The organism is Haloactinospora alba (assembly GCF_006717075.1).
Lineage (GTDB): Bacteria > Actinomycetota > Actinomycetes > Streptosporangiales > Streptosporangiaceae > Haloactinospora > Haloactinospora alba.
The window spans coordinates 3,255,005-3,274,994 of the sequence record NZ_VFQC01000001.1; the positions used below are offsets into that span (position 1 = coordinate 3,255,005).

Here is a 19,990-nt window from a genome sequence, read left to right on the forward strand (position 1 = left end):
CTCGCGCCTGTAGTCTCATCCTAGGACGCCAGTGGAGGGGTGCGGTGCCCAATCCCGAGGTCGTGACCGCCGGAGGCGTGTGGGCACGGCCACCCGCCGGCGCCGGTCAGCCGAGCCGGTCGAGGGGACCGCTCGCCGCCAGGTGGCGCAGCCGGGTGAGGGCGCGGTGCTGGGCGACCCGCACCGCCCCGGCGGACATGCCCAGGGCGTGGCCGGTCTCGTCTGCTGTGAGTCCCGCGATCACCCGCAGCACCAGCAGCCGCCGCTGCTGGTCGGGGAGTTCGTCCAGCAGGTCGCGCGCGTGTTGGGAGTCGAGGGCGCGGACCGTGGCCTCCTCCGGGCCGGGCCGTTCGTCGGGGTGGTCGGGGACGGTGTCGGTGGGGAGGTCGGCGCGGGAGGTCTTGCGTAGCGCGTCGGCGACCTTGTGTGAGGCGATGCCGTAGACGAACGTCGCGAACGGGCGCCCCATGTCCTGGTAGCGCGGCAGCGCGGTGAGCAGCGCGATGCACACTTCCTGGGCGACGTCGTCGGAGTGGTGGGTGGCGCCGGAGACGCGTGCCAGGCGTGCCCTGCAGTAGTTGAGGACCATGGGGCGGACCTCCCGGATGAGGGAGTCCACCGCACCGTGCTCGCCCCGGAGCGCACGCGAGGTCAGGCGGTTGAGTTCCGTGTCGTTCGTTTCGCGCCGGGTGGGCGTTCGTTTGGCGCGGCCGTCCCGCGCGGCGCGTCGATCGGTCACATCTGGAATGGTGCCCCGCACAGTGGACTCACCCGGCACAGTCAGAGGCTACAGAATGGTCACATTTCACTGTAAGGGCGGAAACACACACGTGTGCCCCGGGAGTGTTCCCGGGACACACATGGTAGGAGCTCACGGCTCGGCGGGCGCTGTGCCGCGCTGCCGCGCCGGAGGTATCAGTGGCCGTGTCCGTGACCGGACTCGGACTCCTCCTCTTCCGGCTTGTCCACGACCAGCGCCTCGGTGGTGAGCAGCATGCCGGCGATGGACGCGGCGTTCTCCACCGCGGAACGGCTGACCTTGACCGGGTCGATGATGCCCTGGCTCATCAGGTCGGCGTACTCGCCGGTGGCGGCGTTGTAGCCCTGGCCCTTGCCGAGCTCGGCGATCTTGTGCGTGACGACGTAGCCCTCGGCGCCGGTGTTCTCCGCGATCCAGCGGGCCGGCTCCTGCAGCGCGCGGCGCACGATGGCCGCGCCGGTGGCCTCGTCGCCCTCCAGGTCGATCCCGTCGAGCGCGGAGGCGGCGTGCACCAGGGAGGCACCGCCGCCGGAGATGATGCCCTCCTCGATCGCGGCGCGGGTGGCCGAGATCGCGTCCTCCAGACGGTGCTTCTTCTCCTTGAGCTCGACCTCGGTGGCGGCACCCACGCGCAGGACGGAGACGCCGCCGGCGAGCTTGGCGAGCCGCTCCTGCAGCTTCTCCCGGTCCCAGTCGGAGTCGCTGGCCTCGATCTCCTTCTTGATCTGGCGGACCCGGTCGTCCACGTCGGCCTGGTTGCCCGAGCCGTCCACGATCGTGGTGTCGTCCTTGGTGACCGTGATGCGGCGGGCGTTGCCCAGCACGTCGAGGTCGGCGTTCTCCAGGGTGAGGCCGACCTCCTCGGCGATGACCTGGCCGCCGGTGAGGGTGGCGATGTCCTGCAGCATCGCCTTGCGGCGCTCGCCGAAGCCGGGCGCCTTCACCGCGGCGACGTTGAGCTGGCCACGGATCTTGTTCAGCACGAGCGCCGCCAGGGCGTCACCCTCGATGTCCTCGGCGATGATCAGCAGCGGCTTCTTGCTCTGGGCGGCCTTCTCCAGCAGCGGGAGCAGCTCGTTCAGGTTGGAGATCTTGCCCTGGTTGATCAGGATGTTCGCGTCCTCGAGCACCACTTCCTGGCGCTCGTTGTCGGTCACGAAGTAGGGCGAGACGTAGCCCTTGTCGAACTGCATCCCCTCGGTGAAGTCGAGGTCCAGCCCGAACGTGGGCGACTCCTCCACGGTGATGACGCCGTCCTTGCCGACCTTGTCGAAGGCCTCGGCGATCATGTCACCGATCTGCTCGTCCTGAGCGGAGTTGGTGGCCACGTAGGCGATGTCACCGCGCTCCTCCACGGAGCGGGCGTTGTTCACCAGCGTCTCGGAGACGGCGCGCGCGGCGGCGTCGATGCCGCTCTTCAGCGACATCGGGGAGGCGCCGGCCGCCACGCTGCGCAGGCCCTGGTGCACCAGCGCCTGAGCGAGAACGGTGGCGGTGGTGGTGCCGTCGCCGGCGGCGTCGTTGGTCTTGGTGGCGACCTCCTTGACGAGCTGAGCGCCGAGGTCCTCGTAGGAGTCCTCCAGCTCGATCTCACGCGCGACGGTCACGCCGTCGTTGGTGATGGTGGGTGCGCCGTACTGCTTGTCGATCACGACGTTGCGGCCGCTGGGGCCCAGGGTCACCTTGACGGAGTCGGCGAGGTGGTCCACACCCCGCTCGAGGGCGCGGCGGGCCTCGTCCTCGAATTCCAGGATCTTCGGCATAGTTACGAGTCCTCGCAAGTACGTGGGAATCAAAAACCGCCCCGCCCGGCGTCGCGCCGGCCGGGGCGGGAGGTCATGTCAATGACGCCGGGAAGCGCGGTCGGCGCTACTTCTCGACGACCGCCAGCAGGTCGCGGGCGGAGAGCACGAGGTAGTCCTCGTTGTCGTACTTGACCTCGGTGCCGCCGTACTTGCTGTACAGGACGATGTCACCGACCTTGACGTCCAGCGGGGTGCGGTTGCCGCTGTCGTCCAGGCGGCCCGGCCCCACGGCCAGAACCTCGCCCTCCTGCGGCTTCTCCTTCGCGGTGTCCGGGATGACGAGGCCGGACGCGGTGGTCTCCTCGGCCTCGAGCGTCTTGACAACGACGCGGTCGTCAAGGGGCTTGAGTACGGTCTTGGTGGCGGTCGACACGGTTGTGACCTCCCCCTCCATGGTCAATGATCCGAAACGGCACGCTAGCTAAATGGGGCGACCACGGCGGCCTGCCGTCGCGGGTGCCAGACCGGCCTCGTCGCGATTAGCACTCTACCTTGGCGAGTGCCAGTATGGAACATTAGTCGGGCCCACACGGCTCGTCAAACAGCGGATAACAGGAGAGCAACCCGGTGACGAGCGACCCATCAGCGGCACTGCAGGCCCTGCGCACCCCGGATGGGCAGCGGCTACTCGGCGCGGTGAGCGCCGCGGACGCCGCGGCCGATCCCCTGGCTGCGGCGACCCGACTGCGCCGCGATCCCCACGCGCGCGCGGCCGCCGGCGACGACGGCGCCGACGACGTGGCCGCGGCGGCGCTGACCCAGATCCGGCTGCGGGACCGGGCACGCGCGAAGTTCGGCGATGAGGCCGAGGCGATGTACTTCACCACCGACGGGTTGGAGCAGGCCACCCGCCTGACCGTGGCCCGGCACCGGGCCGGGAGGTTCGCCTCCGCCCTGGCACCGGGTTCGCTCGTCGCGGACGTGTGCTGCGGCATCGGCGCCGACACGCTCAGCATGGCGCGTGCGGGACTGGCGGTGGAGGGCGTCGACAGCGACCCGCACACCGTGGCCGTCGCCAACGCCAACATCGACGCGTGGGGCGTGGGCCAACGCGCCACGGCACGCGTGGCCGACGCGGAGGCGCTCGACGCGGGCGCCTACGACGCCGTGTTCTGCGACCCGGCCCGCCGGGGCCAACGGGGCCGGGTGTTCGACCCCGACGCCTACTCGCCGCCGTGGTCGACCGTGCTCGGGCTCGCCCGCGGCGCGCGCGCCGCCTGTGTGAAGGCCGCCCCCGGGATACCGCACGAACGCGTCCCCGAGGGGGCCCACGCGGAGTGGGTCTCGGTCAACGGGGAGGTGAAGGAGGCGGCCCTGTGGTTCGGCGCCCTGGGTGGTTCCGGGCGCCGGGCCACACTGCTGCGGGAGGGCTCCGCGGAGCCCGCGACACTCACCAGCGCGGCCGAGGAGGACTCCGCGCCCGTGGCCGCGCCCGGACGCTACCTGTACGAACCCGACGGCGCGGTGGTGCGCGCGCACCTCGTGGCGGCCGCCGCCCGCGAGGTCGACGGAGCCCTGCTGGACCCGCACATCGCCTACATCACCGCCGACCGGCTCGTGGCCACCCCGTTCTGCCGGGCCTACGAGGTCACCGACGTACTGCCGTTCTCGGCCAAACGGCTCCGGGCCGTGCTGCGGGAGCGGAGGGTCGGGACGGTAACGATTAAGAAACGCGGTTCGGCCGTGGACGTGGACAAGCTCCGCCGCGACCTCAAACCCTCCGGGCCGAACTCCGCCGTTGTGGTCCTCACCAGGATCGACGACCGCCCGGTGTGCCTGCTCTGCAAAGACGCCGCCTCCGCCCGGTGACGACGTGTCCGGGGTCACCGGCCGCCGCGGGCGTGACCGCGCCCCGGCGGCGTACTAACGTGACTCACGCGGGCGGCTGCGAAAATCCCGGATCTTTGGCACTTGGCCCAGGCAGCCAGGGCCTGTGTCGTTAAACTGGCCCCGCTGAATCCTTCCCCTCTCATCGCGGGTTTGTCCGACGGAACCACCGGGCGGTCGACAACAAGTGGAGTGTTCGCCATACGTCGTCGCTGCACCATCACGGAACGCCAGGGAACAGCTCCCGCCTGTGGCGCCCGCGCCGGTGCGCTCCCGGAGCCCGCCGGGATCCGTCGAGAACACCATCCATCCGCGGCCGAAACCGGATGGGCGTCAGACCAAAAGGAGCACCTCGGTGGAACAGACCAACCAGGACTTCCTCAACGGAGGAGGCCAGACCGGGATCTCCGACCGAATGCGGGATCTCCTGTCCCGAGCCGCGCAGGACCAGGCCTCCGAGCAGAAAACGCAGGGGGCGGTCAGCGAGGAGATGCGCCAGCGGCTCGAGGGCATGGAGTGGCTGCTGCGCGAGTTCCGCGAGCGTGAGTTCGCGGCGCTGTCCGAATCGGTCGCGACGATCCAGACCCGTGTGGACGAGCTCGCCTCGCGCCCGCCGGAGTGGGCCGAGACGCTGGCGGAGCACATCGAGTCGGTCGGTGAGCGGGTCAAGCCCCTCAGCGAGATCCCGTCGATGCGGGAGGACATCCACGGCATCGCCGGGAACCTGGAGACCACGCTCTCCCGGCTGCAGACGGTCGCCGACGCGGGCGAGCGGACCGAGAGCCAGATCGAGGCGCTGACCACCCGCGTGGAGGAGCTCGCTTCCAACGTGCAGGAGCGGTTCGCGCGGCTCGACGAGGCGATGGCCTCGCTCACCTCCCGCGCCGAGGCGCTGGAGAGCTCCCTGAGCACCACCACCGAGCGTCTGGACTCCCACCACGAGACGTTGACCACGACGATCTCCGAGGGCCGGGAAGCGCTGGAGCAGGCCGTCAGCGACGGCAAGGAAGCCCTGGCGGCCACCGTCAACGAACGCCACGACACCCTCGCGACAACCCTCCAGGACCAACACACCACCGTCACCAACAAACTCGACACCACCGAAGAAAACCTCCGCACCACCACCAACGAGACCCACACCGCCCTCACCAACAAACTCGACGAGAACCGGGCGGCGCTGGAGCAGGCCGTCAGCGACGGCAAAGAGGCCCTGGCGGCCACCGTCAACGAACGCCACGACACCCTCGCGACAACCCTCCAGGACCAACACACCACCGTCACCAACAAACTCGACACCACCGAAGAAAACCTCCGCACCACCACCAACGAGACCCACACCGCCCTCACCAACAAACTCGACGAGGTCAACAACGCCCTCGCGGCCAAGGCCGACGAGCAGCACGAGGCGGTGGCGTCCAAGGTCTCCGAGGGGGTCAGCCGCCTCAGCACGCAGGCCGAGGAGAACCACGCGGAGGCCACGGCCGCGGTCGCCGACGCGAACAACGCCGTCGGCAAGCTCACCGAGACCACCGAGGAGAAACTCGGGGAACTGCGCGGCCAGCTGCAGGACCGGCTCACCGAGCTCAACGAGCAGCTGGAACTGCACCGCGCCGACGTGCGGGACCGCGACGACCAGCACCGCGAACACCTGGCCGCCAAGCTGGAGGAGAACACCCAGAGCCTGCGCGCCAAGGCCGAGGAGGACCTCGCCGCGACCACCGCGGCCCTCGAGGAGCTGCGCGGGTCGGTGGAGGAGAGCGTCAACACGCTCAACACCAGGACCGACGAGCAGCACACCGTCGTCACCGGACTGTTCGAGGAGCACCGGAGCTCGGTGCACGAACGGCTCGACCAGCACGAGAAGGACCTCACGGAGAAGGTCGACCAGCACGGCAAGGGGATCACCGAGAAGGTCGACCAGCACTTCACCAGCCTCAGCGGCGACTTCGAGCACAAACTCGGCCGGCTGAGCGAACGGTTCGACACCTTCGAGGGACACTTCGACGGCAGCTTCGAAGGTGTGGAGGGCAAGGTCGACGGTGTCGACGGACGACTCGACGGCATCAACGGGCGCCTGGAAGGCATCGAGGGCCGGGTCAACGGCGTCGAGGGCCAGTTCGAAGGGGTCAACGGCCACATCACCGGTGTGGACGGCCGGCTGGAGGCGGTCGACGACCGGCTGGAGGCGCTCAACCAGCGCCTCAGCCAGCTCCCCGCGAACATGGAGGTCAGCGAGCTGCACCGCCGGCTCACCGAACTTGCGGAGCGCCCGCAGGTCGACCACTCCGACAAGCTCGCCGCGATCGACCAGCGGCTGGTGGACTCCCTCGAACCGCTGATGCGTGAGCTGCAGTCCCGGCCCGACCGGCACGAGTTCGAGGAGACGGTCAGCGACACGGTGGAGACGTCGCACGACGACATCACCAAGCGCCTGGCGTCGCTGGAGGAGACCATGCTCGCCCTCGCCGAGGCGCTGCTGCGGCCGGGCGACCGGAAGAAGAAGCGCCGCAAGGACGACGAGGACGAGGACGACGACGAGTAGAGGAACCCGACTCGTCGCTTCCGACGCTCACGGCAGGGGCCGGCCCGCGCGGTCGGCCCCCTCGCGTGTCACCCCCCGCCGGCGGGACCCGTGCGCCGGCCGGTGCACGCCGCGCGGGCGGTGCGGATCATCCCGCCAGCGGCCGTTCCACCGGCAGGGAGGTGTCGGTGGCCAGATCCAGCGGTGACGGGGGGAAACCGGCCGCGACGATGTCGGCCCCGAGCGCGGCGATCATCGCCCCGTTGTCGGTGCACAGCCGCGGCCGGGGAATCCGCAGCTCCACCCCGGTCTCGGCGCAGCGCTGGCCCGCGAGGTCGCGCAGCCGCGAGTTCGCCGCCACACCCCCGCTGATCACCAGGTGCCCCACGCCGTACTCCACGCACGCGTCCACGGCCTTGCGGGTGAGCACGTCCACCACGGACTCCTGGAACGCCCCCGCGATGTCGGGCACGGACGGCTGGAGGCCGTTGCTCTGCCCGTCCTCCACCTGCCGCGCCACCGCGGTCTTCAGACCGGAGAACGAGAAGTCGTAGCTGCCGTCCCCCAGCTTGCCGCGCGGGAACCGGAGCGCCAGCGGGTCGCCCTCCCGGGCAGCGCGGTCGATCGGCGGACCGCCCGGGTACGGCAGCCCCAGCAGCCGCGCCACCTTGTCGTAGGCCTCGCCGGCGGCGTCGTCCACCGTGTCGCCGAGCAGCCGCACGTCCGTGGCGACGTCCCGCACCAGCAGCAGCGAGGTGTGCCCGCCGGAGACCAGCAGCGCGACGCAGGGGGTGGGCAGGGGGCCGTGCTCCAGCTGGTCGACCGCCACGTGCCCGAGCAGGTGGTTCACGCCGTAGAGCGGTTTGTCCAGCGCCAACGCGTAGGCCTTCGCCGCCGACACGCCCACCAGCAGCGCTCCCGCCAGCCCGGGGCCGGCGGTGACGGCGATCGCGTCCACGTCCTCGAGGCGCGCGCCCGCGCTGTCCAGCGCCCGCTCCACGGTGGGTGACATCGCCTCGAGGTGGGCGCGGCTGGCCACCTCCGGCACGACCCCGCCGAACCGGGCGTGCTGCTCGACGCTGGAGGCGACCTCGTCGCTGAGAAGCTCGCACCCGCGCACGAGACCGACACCGGTCTCGTCGCAGGAGGTCTCGATACCCAGAACCAGCGGGTGACCGTCGTTACTGGCCATGGTGACTCCCCTCGGAGGGTCGTTCCTGTTCCGGTGCGGTACGGCGCATCACGATCGCGTCCGCGTCCCGGTAGTAGTTGCGTCGCGTCCCGATCTCGGTGAAACCGAACCGCCGGTAGAGTTCCTGCGCCCGGGGGTTGTCCGAGCGCACCTCCAGGAAGACCTCGGTCAGTTCCTCCTGGCGGGCCCGGTCGAGCAGCCCGGTCAGCAGGGCGGCACCGATCCCCCGGCCCCACTGGGCGGACGACACCGCGATCGTCTGCACGTCGCCCTCCGGCGGGACCATGCGCAGCCCGGCGTAGCCGAGGATCTCGCCGCGTTCCGGGTTGCCCGGACGTCCCGGAAGGACCATGCGCTCGCCCGGGTCCGGTTGGACGGCCACGATGTAGTAGCGGGTGGGCTCGGCCACCTCCGAGCGCAGCATCCCCTCGGTCCAGGCCTCGCCGTGGAACACGGCGCGTTCCAGCTCCATCACCGCGGCGACGTCCTCGTCGGCCATCCGGCGCAGTTCGTAGTCGGGGGTGGCGTCCGTCACTGTCGCACCTTCTTGGGGGAGCCCGGCTGGGCGGCGTCGGGTCTGCGGAGGTAGAGCGGCCGTGCGGCGGGAAGCTCCTCCCCGGCATTCAGCCGGCCGAGCGCGACCTCGCCCAGGGCGGCGGCCGAGGGGTACAGCGGCTCGGCGTCCTCGGCGGACACGCCGAACACGTCGGCGTGGAGCCACGCGCCGTGGCCCACTACCGGGAGGCCGCCGGTGGCGACGTCGGCGGGACGGTCGACGGCGATCTCGCCCGTGCGGGTGGCCGCGTTGGCGTAGTGCGCCCAGAACACCTCCTTGCGGCGGGCGTCGCTGACCGCGATGAACGGTTCCCGCCGCCCGGAGGCGAACGCGACCGCGTCCAGGGTGGGAACCCCGTGGCACGGGATACCGAGGGAACCGGCGAGCGCCTGGGCGGTGGCCAACCCCACACGCAGCCCGGTGTAGGGGCCGGGCCCGATACCGACGGCGACGTGGGTGAGGTCGCCCGGGGAGGCGCCCGCCTCGTCGAGGACCCGCCGGATGGTCGGGGTCAGCAGCTCACCGTGGCGGCGGGCGTCCACCGAGGAGGCGCTCGCGCGCACGTTGACGTTCTTCCCGTCGTCCGCGCATACCGCTGCGGTCACGGCGGGGGTAGCGGTGTCGAAAGCCAGAAGCAGCACGGCCAACCAGCTTATTCGGTGTCGGGGAGCGCGCCGGACCACCGGTCGCCGTGGCCGGTGAACCGCACGATCCGGGTCTCGTCGGGGTGGCGTTCGATGTCGACCTCCAGCCGCCGCTCGGACAGCTCCTCCGCGAGGCCCGAGCCCCACTCCACGACGGTGACCGTGTCGTCCAGGCTCGAGTCCAGGTCGATGTCGTCGAGCTCCGCGGCGTCGGCCAACCGGTAGGCGTCCGCGTGCACCAGGTCGGGTCCGCCGCTGCGGGAGGGGTGGACACGCGTCAGTACGAAGGTGGGCGAGGTGATCGGACCGCGCACCCCCAGCCCCTCGGCGATCCCCTGGGTGAGGGTGGTCTTCCCCGCTCCCAGCGGGCCGGAGAGGATCAGCAGGTCGCCGGCGCGCAACCGGCCGGCCAGGCTCCGCCCGAGTTCCCGCATGGCGGCGTCACTCGCCGCGGTGACAGTGGTGGTGTGCGCGGCGGTCGCTGCTGTGGTGTCAGACATTGGCTCACCGTGGTGCTCTGTTCCGGTGGTCCCCGTTCCCGTCGCGGGGCTCCCTCCCAGGGTAGGGCCGCGGCGGCAGCGCCCGTGCGGCCCGCGGGATGGGCGTCAGCAGACGCCGACGTGGACGCGCGGCACCCGCGGGCCGACGCGGGTGACCACCTCGTAGGGGATCGTGGACAGGACGCTCGCCCAGTCGTGGGCGGTGGGCTCGCCGCTGTCACCGGGGCCGAACAGCACGGCGTACTCGCCGTGGCCGTTCGTGGCGTCGTCCCCGAGGTCCACGACGAACTGGTCCATGCACACCGTCCCGGAGATGGTGCGCCGCTTCCCGGCGACCAGCACCGGTGCGGCGTTGGAGGCGGCGCGCGGCACCCCGTCGGCGTAGCCGAGCGGGACGAGGGCCAGCGTCGTCTCCCGGTCGGTGGTGTAACGGTGACCGTAGGACACCCCGCTGCCGGGCGGTACGCGCTTCTCCAGGGCGATGGCGCAGCGCAGCGTCATGGCCGGGCGCAGGCCGGTGTCCGCGAGGTCCGGGATGGGGCTCAGGCCGTAGGCGGCGATACCCGCCCGCACCAGGTCGAAGTGGGTATCCGGCAGGGTCAGGGTCGCCGCGGAGTTCGCCAGGTGACGCACCTCGGGCCGCAGCCCGGCCTCGCGGGCGGCCCGCAGCGCCGTGTCGAACGCCTCCTGCTGGACGGCGATGGACGGGTGGCCGGGTTCGTCCGCGCAGGCGAAATGGGAGAAGACACCGGTCACCCGCAGTTCGCCCGCCTGCTCGGCGCGCGCCGCCGCCTCCACGGTGGCGGGCCAGTGCTCGGCGACGACACCGCCGCGGCTCAGACCGGTGTCGGCCTTCAGGTGCACCCGTGCGGGCCGCCCCGCCGCCCGTCCCGCGGCGGCGGCCTCGGTGACGAGGGAGGGGGTGCTCACCCCGAGGTCGATCCCGGCGGCGACCGCGTCGGCCAGGGGCGCGCCCGGCGGGAGGATCCAGGCGACCGCCGGCGCGGCGACGCCGGCGTCGCGCAGTTCGAGCGCCTCCTCCACGAACGCCGTTCCCAGCCACGTCGCCCCGCCGGCCAGCATCGCCCGGGCGGCGGGAAGCATTCCGTGTCCGTAACCGTCGGCCTTGACCACTCCCATGACGGCCGAACGGGGTGCTGTGCGCTGGAGGGTCGCGATGTTGTCCCGGATCGCGCCCAGGTCGACGCGGGCTTCGGCGAACGTAGGCGGCATGCTGTCCAGTCTGGCACGGGTGCGCGGTCACCGGTACGGAGAAATCGGGTTGCGCCGCCCGTACCGCGGTGGTCGACTGTCGGGCGGACCGCGGTGTCGTGGAACGAAGAGAGGTGGCCCCGTGCCGACGAACCGGACTGCTCCGAGTGCGCCCCGCATCTCCCGTGCCGGGGACGCGCCGCCGGCCTGACCCCCGACGGCCGGCGGCGCGGGACACGACTCCCGCACGGGGCGCCGGGCGCGCTCGGAGGACGGAGACACCCGTCACCACCCGAGTTCCCGTCTGGAGTACCACTGTGTCCCAGAACCGACAGCGTTCCCGTACCGCGTCGTTCCGCTGCCTCAACTGCCGCACGGACGTGGCGGCCAGCGCACCGGGGACGGCGCACCGCAACCACTGTCCCGTGTGCCTGTGGAGCAGGCACGTCGACGACGGCGCACCCGGCGACCGCAAGGCGGAGTGCCGCTCCCGTCCGTGTCCGTGCGCGGGGACGGCGAGTGGGCCCTGATCCACCGCTGCACCGGATGCGGCCGGTTGAACGGCAACCGCACCGCCGGTGACGACACTCCGCTGGCGCTGTTGCGGCTGGCGGTGCGGCCGCTGGCACGTCCCCCGTTCCCGTTGGAGCACCTGGTGCGGCTGTGAGGAACAACTCCCCTCACCGGGGGCGCAGCAGCCGCACCACCCCTGCGGGAAGCAGTCCGCCCAGCAGGGGCACGGCGACGTAGCCGAGCTGGCCCGGAGCGGCGGCCCCCAGGATCGTGCTGAGGCTGCTGCCCGGGTGACGCAGCACGTTGCGCAGCGCGGGGTGGGTGTGCGGCACGCCCACCCCGACCGTGACCAGGTTCACCAGGGCGAACGCCGCGGCTGCCGCCCACAGCCGCTCGTGGGCGGGCAACGCCCGGAGCCACTGCCCGGCCTCCTGCACCGTGACGGCGGCCACCGCGACTCCCCCGTCGCCCGCGCCGTCCGGAAGCGCGCTCGCCGCGGGAAGAGTGAGGGCGGCCACCGCCCCGGCCGCCGCGACCGCCGCGGCGGTCGCGGCGGGAGCGCAGCGCAGCGCGGTCTCCAACCGTTCCCTGGTCGCGCTGAGGTCGTCCCGGGTGGGGAACGCGCGCCAGGGCCTCTCCTGCGCCCGGGCGGCACCCATCGCGTGCGCGCGGCGGTGCCGCAGGAACCGCCAGGCGGTGGCGAGCGTCTCCGGTCCCTGCCGGGCCGAGGCCAGCATCACCGCCGCCTCGTGCAGGACCGCCGACAGGGCGGTGGCCAGCGTCACCGGGAACCGCGCCCACACCAGGGCGGCACGGCGGAACACGGGCGCGATGTCCCCGGGGACCCGCACCGCGATCCGAACGGCGCGGCCGCGCGCCCGGCTCCGCAACCGCGCCAGTGGCGCGCGGCCCGGAAGCGGCGGGGTGGTGTCGGCGGAGAAACGCGCCAACCGGTAGTCCAGCAGGACCGCCGCGGCCAGCAGCGCCAGCAGCAGCCAGCGGGTCGCCGCGCCGTTGCCGACCACGGCCGCGAGGGCGGCGGTGGCGGCGGTGGGCTCCACACCGCTGCGGGCCGCGTTGAACATGAGGTGTTCGAGCGAGGCGACCCACACCGCCGCGGCCGGAAGCAGCCACAGCCACGCCCCGTAGTAGCGGCGCCCCACGATCGCCAACCCCAGCGCCGCTCCGACGAGGCCGGTGGTCACGGCGTGCCCGGAGAACCGGATCCCGTCGGCGGGAAGGTCGACCCAGCCGGGCAGCAGCGTGAACACGCCGAGGTGGGCGGCGACGGGGTAGAAACCGGCGCCGGCGGCGGCCCGCACCCCCTGTTCGGCCAGGTGGAAACCCGCGCCGGAGGCGGCGGCGAGCAGCAGGTAGTCCACGGCGGCGAAGCGCCTGCAGCGGCGGCGCGCCACCACCTTGCACAGCAGCAGCGGCGCGAACTTGCCCACCTCCTCCACCGGGACCGCGACGTAGGTGGCGGTGAGCCACCCTCCCACGTCCGCTCCCACGGCACGGGCGGCCGCCTGCTCGGCCAGCGCCAGCGGCCACAGCGTGAGCGCGCCCAGTGCCAGCACCCGCAGCAGGGTCGCGACGCTGACGGTGCGCGACCGCGCCAGCCAGGCGAGCTGCAGCAGCAGCCACAGCATGCCGGTGACGACCGGAACGGCGGTGGGAAGCCCCGGAACGAAGGTCAGGGACAGCAGCAGCACCGCGGCCATGGCCCATCCCCACGCCCCGCGCAGGGCCCGCGCGGCGTTGACGGCGGCGCCGGCGTTCTCCCGCACGGTCCGGGCCCGGTTGGCGACGCGTTCGGCCAGGTCCGGGCCGGGGCCGCGGTTGCCGCGCGCGTGGCGCGCCCCGGCCTCGATGCAGTTGTAGCGTTGCGCGGCGCGGATGAGTTCCTGGTCGTGGCTCTCCCGCGCCTCGGTGGCGAAACCGGCGCGCGCCCGCGGAATGTCGTCCCCCACGAACGCGCGGACGAAGTCGTCGGGGCCGGCGGCGACGGTGAGGGGGGATGCGGTCACCAGCACGGCGGCGGAGAGGTCCTCGACCGCGACGAGGACGTCGGTGGGTTCGGAGCCCCAGTCGCGGATGACGTCGACGATGCCGGGGACGGTGGCCGGAACCAGTGTCACCGGCTCGTAGGAGAACTCTCCCCTGGTGCGGCACATCAGCAGGCGGTCCACGCCCATGGTGCGGCTGGCGGCGACGATCGTCTCCAGGAGGGCGTTGTCCCGTTCGGCGGTGAACGGGGCGGTGATCCTGCGATCCTGCCGGAGCCAGTCGTGGTCGAATTCGGTGGGACTCGCGCAGATGCGCAGCACGAGGTCCCGGGTGAGCATGGCCTGTTCGTCCATAAGACCCCTTCAACCGTGCCCGGTCGCGACGGGTTTCCGGCGTTCTCCGGCGTGCGGCACGCGGCGACGCGCGTATCGCCGGGGGGCGACTACCGTACCGCGCGCGGGGTGGCGGGTGACCACGAGGCCGCCGCGGTCGGCGGCCGGTCGCGGCCTCACTCCGCCGGGAGGGTGAGCGAGGCCAGCACCGCGGCGTGGTCGGTCCCCTCCACCCGGTGCACCCCCACCTGCGTCACGGCGGCGCGGTCGTCCACCAGGACATGGTCGATGGTCAGCGGAGGGAGCGGGAGATCGTCGGGCCAGGTGCTGCGCCACCCGTCTCCGGTGGCGGCAGCGGCGTCGGTGTAGCCCGTCGCGAGGAGGGAACGCAGCCGCGCGTGGTCCAGTGTGGCGTTGAGGTCACCCGCCACCACCCGCAACGGCCCGTCCGCCTCCGCCTCGGGCAGGGCGTCCAGGGACTCCTCCCACTGGCCGATGGTTCCGGGGAGCATTGGCGGCATCGCGTGGGCCGACACCACCTCCACCGGGGGTGCCTTCGGCACGTCCAGTTCCGCGTACGGCATCGCGAACTGCGTCTCCGCCGGAGCCGCGACGCGTTCGAGCGGGTGGCGGGCGAACAGCGCGCCGCCGCCCGCCCCGGGTGCGGGTTCGGCAACGCTGTGCGGCAACGCCTCGGCCACCCCCTGCCGGGAGAGCGCCTCCGCGGCGTCCGGTGTCAGTTCCTGGAGGCTGAGCACGTCCACGTCGTGTTCCCGCACCAGCTCCATGACCCGCTCCGGGTCGGCGTCGCCGAACCCGGTGTTCACCGTGAGTACCCGCAGGGTCGGCCCGTCGGGTTCGGGGCGGGGATCCGGGGCCGGGAGGGCGCGGGGAACGACGCAGTACCCCAGGAAGGCGAGGACGGCGACCGCCACGGTGGCACCCCACCACCAGCGCGCCAGCAGCGCCGCCGCGAGCGGGATGACCGCCGTGACAGCGGCGTAGGGGGTGAACGCGACGGTGGGAACCAGGGGGAACCCGGTCTCCAGGCCGAACAGCCGCACGACCGCCCAGACGGCCCACGGCGCGATCAGGAGGGCGAGCAGGAAGCGCGGCCACCGGCGCCGCCGCGGGGCGGGGCGGTCGGGGCGGGGCTCCGCTGCGGGGGCGGTCTCACTGTTGTTCTGCATCGTGGCTCCTGCCGGTTCCTCACTCCCGGAGCAGTATGGCGGTCACACGCGTCACCGCAATCCCGGAACCGGGGTGCGCCCCTCCGCGGGAGGCCGGGCCGTGGGGTCAGCCGCGGTCGGGGCGGGGGAGCCGCCGCGGTCCCGCGCCCGCGGCGTCCGCGGCCAGTTGCAGGAAGTGGCGGAGCCCCGGCAGCGCTATCGCCCACCCGAACAGGGCCCAGCCCAGGTGGAGGTGTTCCAGTGCCCGCGCCAGTGCGGCCACACCACAGACACGGAGTCCGTGCCCTCCCTCGTAGGTCAGCCTCTCCAGCGGCCGGTGGTGCTCCTCGGCAGGGCGCAGCCGCAGCGCCACCGGTCGGCGCGACGCCAGCCACCGGCCCAGCTCGGAGCACATGCCGCAGCTTCCGGCCACGTACAGCGTCGCCGGGTCGCGGCCCGGGTACGGCCGGATCCGCGGCAGCCACGGCCGCACCCCGGCGCGGTAACGGCGCCAGTCCTCCCCGAAGCGGCGGTGCAGCCGCCCGTTCTCGTGCCACGTGGCGAGCGCGCCGTAACCGGCGGCCGTGGCGACGCCGGCCAGTACGCGGACGTCGGCGGCCAGCAACGCGTAGGCGGCGTAGGCGGCGGCGACCGACACCTGCATGGGGTTGCGCAGGTAGCCGTACGGTCCGCTGGTGACCAGGCGCCTCGGCGGGTCGTAGGGCAGTGGGGTGCCCCGGCCCGCGGCGGCGAACTCGCGGGCGGCCGCCAGCCCGGGCAGGACGGTCCCCGCCACGAGCTGCGCGCCGGCGGCGACCCGCCACGAGGGGCCGGTGGGCTCGGCCCCGAGCAGGTACAGCGGCAGCGCCAGGGTCAACGCCCCCGCGAGCAGGGCCTGGGTTCCGCTCCGGAGGGCGGGGTTACGGCCCGAACGGGTCAGGGCCGACAGCGCCGCCGCCGGCCCCAGGCAGGTCACCACCCCCGCGAGCTCTCCGACCAGCCACCCCTCCCCGAGGCGGACCACCGGACCGGCCAGCGGCATCGTGGCCACGTCCAGCCAGGTGAGTCCGGCCAGTACCGGCACCGTGGGGAGGTCGCGCAGCAGCAGCGCCGGGAGCGCGCCCCACAGGAGGGCCCACCCCAGCCACAGGTCGACGGGGGTGCCGCGCACCACGGCGCCGTCGGCGTGCAGGGACCACCACTCCAGCGCCGGCGCCGCCTGGTTGAGCAGGAACACGCCCAGACCGCTCCAGGCGGTCGCGACGACGGCGCCGGCGGTGTCCACGGGGGTGGGCGGGCGCCGCGCCGCCACCGCCAGCAGTGCCAGCAGCGGCGCGAAAACGGCGACGGCGCGGATGACGGCGGCGTCCTGCAGCATCGCCCCGTGGGCGACCAGAGCGGGGATCACGGTGCGGTGCGGCCGGCTGGCGGCTGGCCGTAGGCCTCGGCGGCGACGGTGTCGAGGAGGTAGCCGGCGGCGCGGTCCATGCCGTAGCCCTGCAGCGGCCCCCAGTACCAGGAGGGGTCGAAGGTCCGGCGGTAGCGCAGTGTCCAGTCGAGCTTCGTGCCGCCCGGCGCGGGCTCCCAGCTCGCTTCGGCGGAGCGCAGCTCCAGCCAGCGGGCCAGTGTCGTGTCCCCGACGACGGTGAAGACGACCCGGCCGCTGTCGGCGCGGACGTCGCTCTCGGTGACCTCGAGCGTCATGGTGGTGCGTTCGTGTCCGGCGAACTCGACCGTGCGGCGGTCTCCCACCTCCAGTCCGGAGCCGCGGGCCTCGTCCGGGCGCGGGAACGGCACCACCCGCAGGAACGCGGAGCGCGGGGAGGCGTAGTCGGGTGGTTCGGCGAGCGCCGCGGCGACCCGCTCCGGGCCGGCGCCGACGACACGCTGTGCCGTTCCCTCCCCGCCGCGCGGGAGGTAGCTGACACCGGCCACCCCCTCCACGCACAGCAGCAGCACCGGGACCAGCACCAGGGCGTGGTTACGGCCGGGGTGCCGGGTGCCGCGGCGCGCCCGGGCGAGTCCGGCCCCCAGTACCGCCGCGGTTCCGTAGAACAGCGGCGCGGCCATCAGCAGGCACACCACTCCCTCGTTCAGCAGCGGTCCGGCGAGTGCCAGCCCGATCGTGGTCACCGCCATGGCGACGCCGACCGGACTCCGGGGGGCCGCCGTCGCCGCCACGGTCAGCGCGATGAGGGCGGGAAGGCCCACGTAGAACAGCGCGGTCTGCTCCAGGCCTCCCGCCTCCAGGATCTTGTAGCCGAGCATCGCCGCGAACAGGGCGAGCAGGACTGCCGCCAGGAGGAGGCGCCCTCCCGCAGGGCTCCGGGCGCCGCTCGGCGGGGCGTCCGGGGGTTCGGGGGTGTCGGCGGGGTCCTCGGGGTTCGGGGGGTGGTCCATGGTCTCGCTCTCCGTTCGCTTTTGACCGATCGTTTTAATCAGTTGATTAAAACGAATGATCAAACCCTATGATGAGAACGGGACGATGGAAAGGGCCGCCCACGCGGCGACGACGGGAGAGACACGTGGCCAGGGACACCGCACGCACCCAGCGCCCCAGCGAGGGGACCCGGGACCGGTTGATCGACGCGGCGGGCACGGTCCTTCGCGAGGAGGGGTACGCCGGCGCCTCGGCACGCGCCATCGCCACGTCCGCGGGGGCCAACCCGGCCCTGGTCTTCTACCACTTCGGCGGTGTGGACCAGCTGCTACTCGCGGCTCTGGACCGTTCCTCCGCGAGGCGTATGGAACTGCACCAGGCCACTGCGGCGCAGGCCACCACCCTGGAGGAGCTCGTCGAGGCCGCCACGACGATCTACCGCACCGACCTGGAGCACGGGTACCTCGCCCAGTTCTGCGAACTCGTGGCGGCGGCGGTCACCAAACCCGCGCTGCGGGCCGAGATCAGCAGCCGCTCCGAACCCTGGATCGCGTTCATCGAGCACCACTGGGAACGGGTCGTCGGCGGCTCCCCGCTGGGCCGGCTCCTACCCGCGCGCGAGGTCGCCTTCGCGGCGGTCACCTACTACCTGGGGGTGAACCTGTTCTCGGTGCTGGACGAGGACAGCAGCCGCACCGACGCGGTCCTCGACCTGGCGCACCGCGTCGCCCCCCGCGCGAAGCTCCTCACCATGCGTTTTCCCGGGAGCGGTCCTTCCCCCGAGGGGCGGTAGGCTCGCCCCCGGCGCCGCAGGACAACCAGGAGGGGCTATGGCCGAAGTAGAGGTCGCCGACGGCATCTCGTTCCCGGACACCAACGACGGCAACCGGTGGGTCGTGGGCGGCGTCATCACCGACGGCACCGGGCGGGCCTTCGCCCAGCGGCGCTCGCCGAACCGCGCGCTGTTCCCGCACTGCTGGGACATCGTCGGCGGCCACGTCGAACCGGGCGAGAGCATGCTCGACGCCCTCGGCCGCGAGATCACCGAGGAGACCGGGTGGCGGCTCACCGCCGTACTGGCCGACCTGTACCGCCTGGTGTGGACACCGGGGGACGGCGTCGACCGCTACGAGATCGACTACCTGGTGCGCGTGGACGGGGACCTGAGTGCCCCGGAGCTGGAACGGGAGAAACACACCGAGTTCATGTGGGTGGACGAGAACGAGACCCACCTGCTGCGCGACCACCGCGACCCCGGCGACTACTTCGTCGCCGACATCGTCGCCCTGGGGTTGGGGCGCGCGAAGGAACTCGGCTGCTGAGGTGCCCACCGCGGGGCGGCGGGCACCCGCCCGGCCGGCCGGCGCACGCGTGTCCCACCGCTCCTACCGCGCGGCGCGCTCCTCGGCGTCGGCAGCCGCCTCCAGCACCCATTCCGGAACACTGGCGGCGTGCGCGGCGGTGTCCCGCAACCCCGCCAGCCGCGCGGAGAAGTCCCGGACCTCCGCGGCGGTGCGGGCACGTTCGCGCTCCGCCGCGAGCGCGCGGGCCACACCCGCCGCGCCGCGCATCCGGCCGTCGCCTCCCAGCTGGTTGGCGTGGGTGACCGCCCCGGAACGCGACAGCACGTACAACGCGTCCACGTGTCCCCCCGTCTCCAGGTCGTGGGCCACGTCGGACAGGCCGGCGTACGACTCGTCGTGCTGCTCCGTACGCACCCAGCGCCCGAACCCCTGCTGGTCCCGGCTGCGCTGGTACCGGTCGGCCGCGCCGAGCAGGCTCGCCGCCGAGGGCACCGCCAGCAGCGCCGCGGTGACGTGGCACCCCGCCGCGCGGAACCCGTCCACCCAGGCCCTGGCCCACTCCACACGGCCCAGCGGGTGGCTGGCCGCCAGCGAGAACCCGTGGGCGCGGACGTGTTCCATACAGGCGGTGTGGACGGGGAGCGTCTCCGCGATGATGCCGTGCCCGGTGACGTCGTCGGCGCGCATCACCGCGGCGTAGTCGGGGTGGAGGGTGGCGGTGTCGTCGCCGTCGTAGAACACGCTCCCCCGCGGCATCGCCGCGAAGACCTGCTTCTGCACGCTCGTCTTGCCCGAGCCCTGCTGGCCCCCGACGATGACGATCCGGGGGCGCGATTCTCCGGAGGGGTCGGCCCCGGGTGTCACGTCGGCGATCCGCTGCGCGCGTATCCGGGCCAGCGCCGCGGGGTCCAGTTCCCGCGGCAGGGAGCGCCTTGCGATCCCGGCGGGGAGCTCCCGCAGGTGGTCCCGCGCCTCGGCGGTGAGTTCGCGCAGGTGGTCCCGCGCCTCGGCGGTGAGTTCGCGCAGCCGGGACGGCTCCAACAGGGGGTGCTGGCGCATGGCCCGCTGGTAGTACGCTCCCCCTCCTCCCATCCCGCGTCCGGCTGGTCGTGCAGCAGCCGGGAGTACTCCGCCAGCACGGCGTTGAGCGTGTTGTAGGTGGTCTCGCGCTGGTCGCGCAGCTCAGCGCCGGGCGCGGGGAACCATGCTCCCGGCCCCAGCTCGTCCAGGGGGTGGCTGTGGTCCAATGTGGCTCCAGTGGTGTAGGG

17 protein-coding genes and 1 pseudogene are annotated in these 19,990 nt (G+C 72.9%); 5 read left to right on the forward strand and 13 right to left on the reverse strand.

Going from position 1 to position 19,990, the window contains the following annotated elements; genetic code table 11:
• Positions 1-106 precede the first annotated feature (106 nt).
• The 3 genes from shbA to groES form a co-directional block, all read right to left on the reverse strand.
• Positions 107-739, reverse strand: a complete 633-nt coding sequence (gene shbA / locus FHX37_RS14580) for an RNA polymerase sigma factor ShbA (RefSeq protein WP_141924414.1) — start codon at positions 737-739, stop codon at positions 107-109.
• Positions 740-915: 176 nt separating this feature from the next.
• Positions 916-2,523: a chaperonin GroEL gene (gene groL, locus FHX37_RS14585; protein ID WP_141924415.1), complete on the reverse strand. Its 1,608-nt coding sequence runs from the start codon at positions 2,521-2,523 to the stop codon at positions 916-918.
• A gap of 106 nt (positions 2,524-2,629) precedes the next feature.
• On the reverse strand, positions 2,630-2,938 hold the full coding sequence (gene groES, locus FHX37_RS14590) for a co-chaperone GroES (RefSeq protein ID WP_141924416.1): 309 nt from the start codon (positions 2,936-2,938) through the stop codon (positions 2,630-2,632).
• Between the two features lie 194 nt (positions 2,939-3,132).
• Between groES and FHX37_RS14595 the strand changes: the two genes are divergently transcribed.
• Complete coding sequence (locus FHX37_RS14595; RefSeq protein WP_141924417.1) at positions 3,133-4,374, forward strand: class I SAM-dependent methyltransferase; 1,242 nt, start codon at positions 3,133-3,135, stop codon at positions 4,372-4,374.
• A gap of 373 nt (positions 4,375-4,747) precedes the next feature.
• Positions 4,748-6,934 carry an apolipoprotein A-IV repeat region-like domain-containing protein gene (locus FHX37_RS14600; RefSeq protein ID WP_141924418.1) on the forward strand — a complete coding sequence of 729 codons (2,187 nt, stop codon included), beginning with the start codon at positions 4,748-4,750 and terminating at the stop codon, positions 6,932-6,934.
• Positions 6,935-7,061: 127 nt separating this feature from the next.
• Here the strand turns inward: FHX37_RS14600 and tsaD are convergent, their stop codons facing one another.
• The 5 genes from tsaD to alr form a co-directional block, all read right to left on the reverse strand.
• Positions 7,062-8,105, reverse strand: coding sequence for a tRNA (adenosine(37)-N6)-threonylcarbamoyltransferase complex transferase subunit TsaD (gene tsaD / locus FHX37_RS14605; protein WP_141924419.1), 1,044 nt, complete (start codon positions 8,103-8,105; stop codon positions 7,062-7,064).
• On the reverse strand, positions 8,095-8,604 hold the full coding sequence (gene rimI / locus FHX37_RS14610; protein ID WP_141925272.1) for a ribosomal protein S18-alanine N-acetyltransferase: 510 nt from the start codon (positions 8,602-8,604) through the stop codon (positions 8,095-8,097). Before rimI ends, tsaD begins: the two co-directional genes overlap by 11 nt.
• 32 nt (positions 8,605-8,636) lie before the next feature.
• On the reverse strand, positions 8,637-9,302 hold the full coding sequence (tsaB, locus tag FHX37_RS14615; RefSeq protein ID WP_141924420.1) for a tRNA (adenosine(37)-N6)-threonylcarbamoyltransferase complex dimerization subunit type 1 TsaB: 666 nt from the start codon (positions 9,300-9,302) through the stop codon (positions 8,637-8,639).
• A gap of 11 nt (positions 9,303-9,313) precedes the next feature.
• Positions 9,314-9,805, reverse strand: coding sequence for a tRNA (adenosine(37)-N6)-threonylcarbamoyltransferase complex ATPase subunit type 1 TsaE (gene tsaE, locus FHX37_RS14620; RefSeq protein WP_141924421.1), 492 nt, complete (start codon positions 9,803-9,805; stop codon positions 9,314-9,316).
• 105 nt (positions 9,806-9,910) lie between these two features.
• Complete coding sequence (alr, locus tag FHX37_RS14625) at positions 9,911-11,038, reverse strand: alanine racemase (RefSeq protein ID WP_141924422.1); 1,128 nt, start codon at positions 11,036-11,038, stop codon at positions 9,911-9,913.
• A 359-nt stretch (positions 11,039-11,397) separates the two neighbouring features.
• Between alr and FHX37_RS14630 the strand changes: the two are divergent.
• Positions 11,398-11,684 (forward strand): annotated as a pseudogene (locus FHX37_RS14630) (RNHCP domain-containing protein).
• Positions 11,685-11,697: 13 nt separating this feature from the next.
• On the opposite strand, the gene FHX37_RS14635 reads toward FHX37_RS14630, so the two are convergent.
• The 4 genes from FHX37_RS14635 to FHX37_RS14650 all read right to left on the reverse strand — a co-directional run bounded on the left by FHX37_RS14635 (position 11,698) and on the right by FHX37_RS14650 (position 17,438).
• Positions 11,698-13,890 carry a PrsW family intramembrane metalloprotease gene (locus FHX37_RS14635; protein WP_141924423.1) on the reverse strand — a complete coding sequence of 731 codons (2,193 nt, stop codon included), beginning with the start codon at positions 13,888-13,890 and terminating at the stop codon, positions 11,698-11,700.
• A 155-nt stretch (positions 13,891-14,045) separates the two neighbouring features.
• Entirely contained in the window at positions 14,046-15,059 is a 1,014-nt protein-coding gene (locus tag FHX37_RS14640) for an endonuclease/exonuclease/phosphatase family protein (protein ID WP_141924424.1), read from the reverse strand.
• Between the two features lie 106 nt (positions 15,060-15,165).
• Complete coding sequence (locus FHX37_RS14645) at positions 15,166-16,446, reverse strand: methyltransferase family protein (protein WP_246062297.1); 1,281 nt, start codon at positions 16,444-16,446, stop codon at positions 15,166-15,168.
• On the reverse strand, positions 16,443-17,438 hold the full coding sequence (locus tag FHX37_RS14650) for an SRPBCC family protein (RefSeq protein ID WP_141924425.1): 996 nt from the start codon (positions 17,436-17,438) through the stop codon (positions 16,443-16,445). Before FHX37_RS14650 ends, FHX37_RS14645 begins: the two co-directional genes overlap by 4 nt.
• A 125-nt stretch (positions 17,439-17,563) precedes the next feature.
• Here FHX37_RS14650 and FHX37_RS14655 point away from each other — a divergent pair, with 125 nt between their 5' ends.
• Both FHX37_RS14655 and FHX37_RS14660 read left to right on the forward strand, forming a co-directional pair.
• Positions 17,564-18,211, forward strand: a complete 648-nt coding sequence (locus FHX37_RS14655; protein ID WP_246062298.1) for a TetR/AcrR family transcriptional regulator — start codon at positions 17,564-17,566, stop codon at positions 18,209-18,211.
• A gap of 37 nt (positions 18,212-18,248) precedes the next feature.
• Positions 18,249-18,740 carry an NUDIX hydrolase gene (locus FHX37_RS14660; RefSeq protein ID WP_141924427.1) on the forward strand — a complete coding sequence of 164 codons (492 nt, stop codon included), beginning with the start codon at positions 18,249-18,251 and terminating at the stop codon, positions 18,738-18,740.
• A 63-nt stretch (positions 18,741-18,803) separates the two neighbouring features.
• Here FHX37_RS14660 and FHX37_RS14665 read toward each other — a convergent pair whose 3' ends face one another.
• On the reverse strand, positions 18,804-19,781 hold the full coding sequence (locus FHX37_RS14665) for a zeta toxin family protein (protein WP_170181592.1): 978 nt from the start codon (positions 19,779-19,781) through the stop codon (positions 18,804-18,806).
• Between the last annotated feature and the right edge of the window lie 209 nt (positions 19,782-19,990).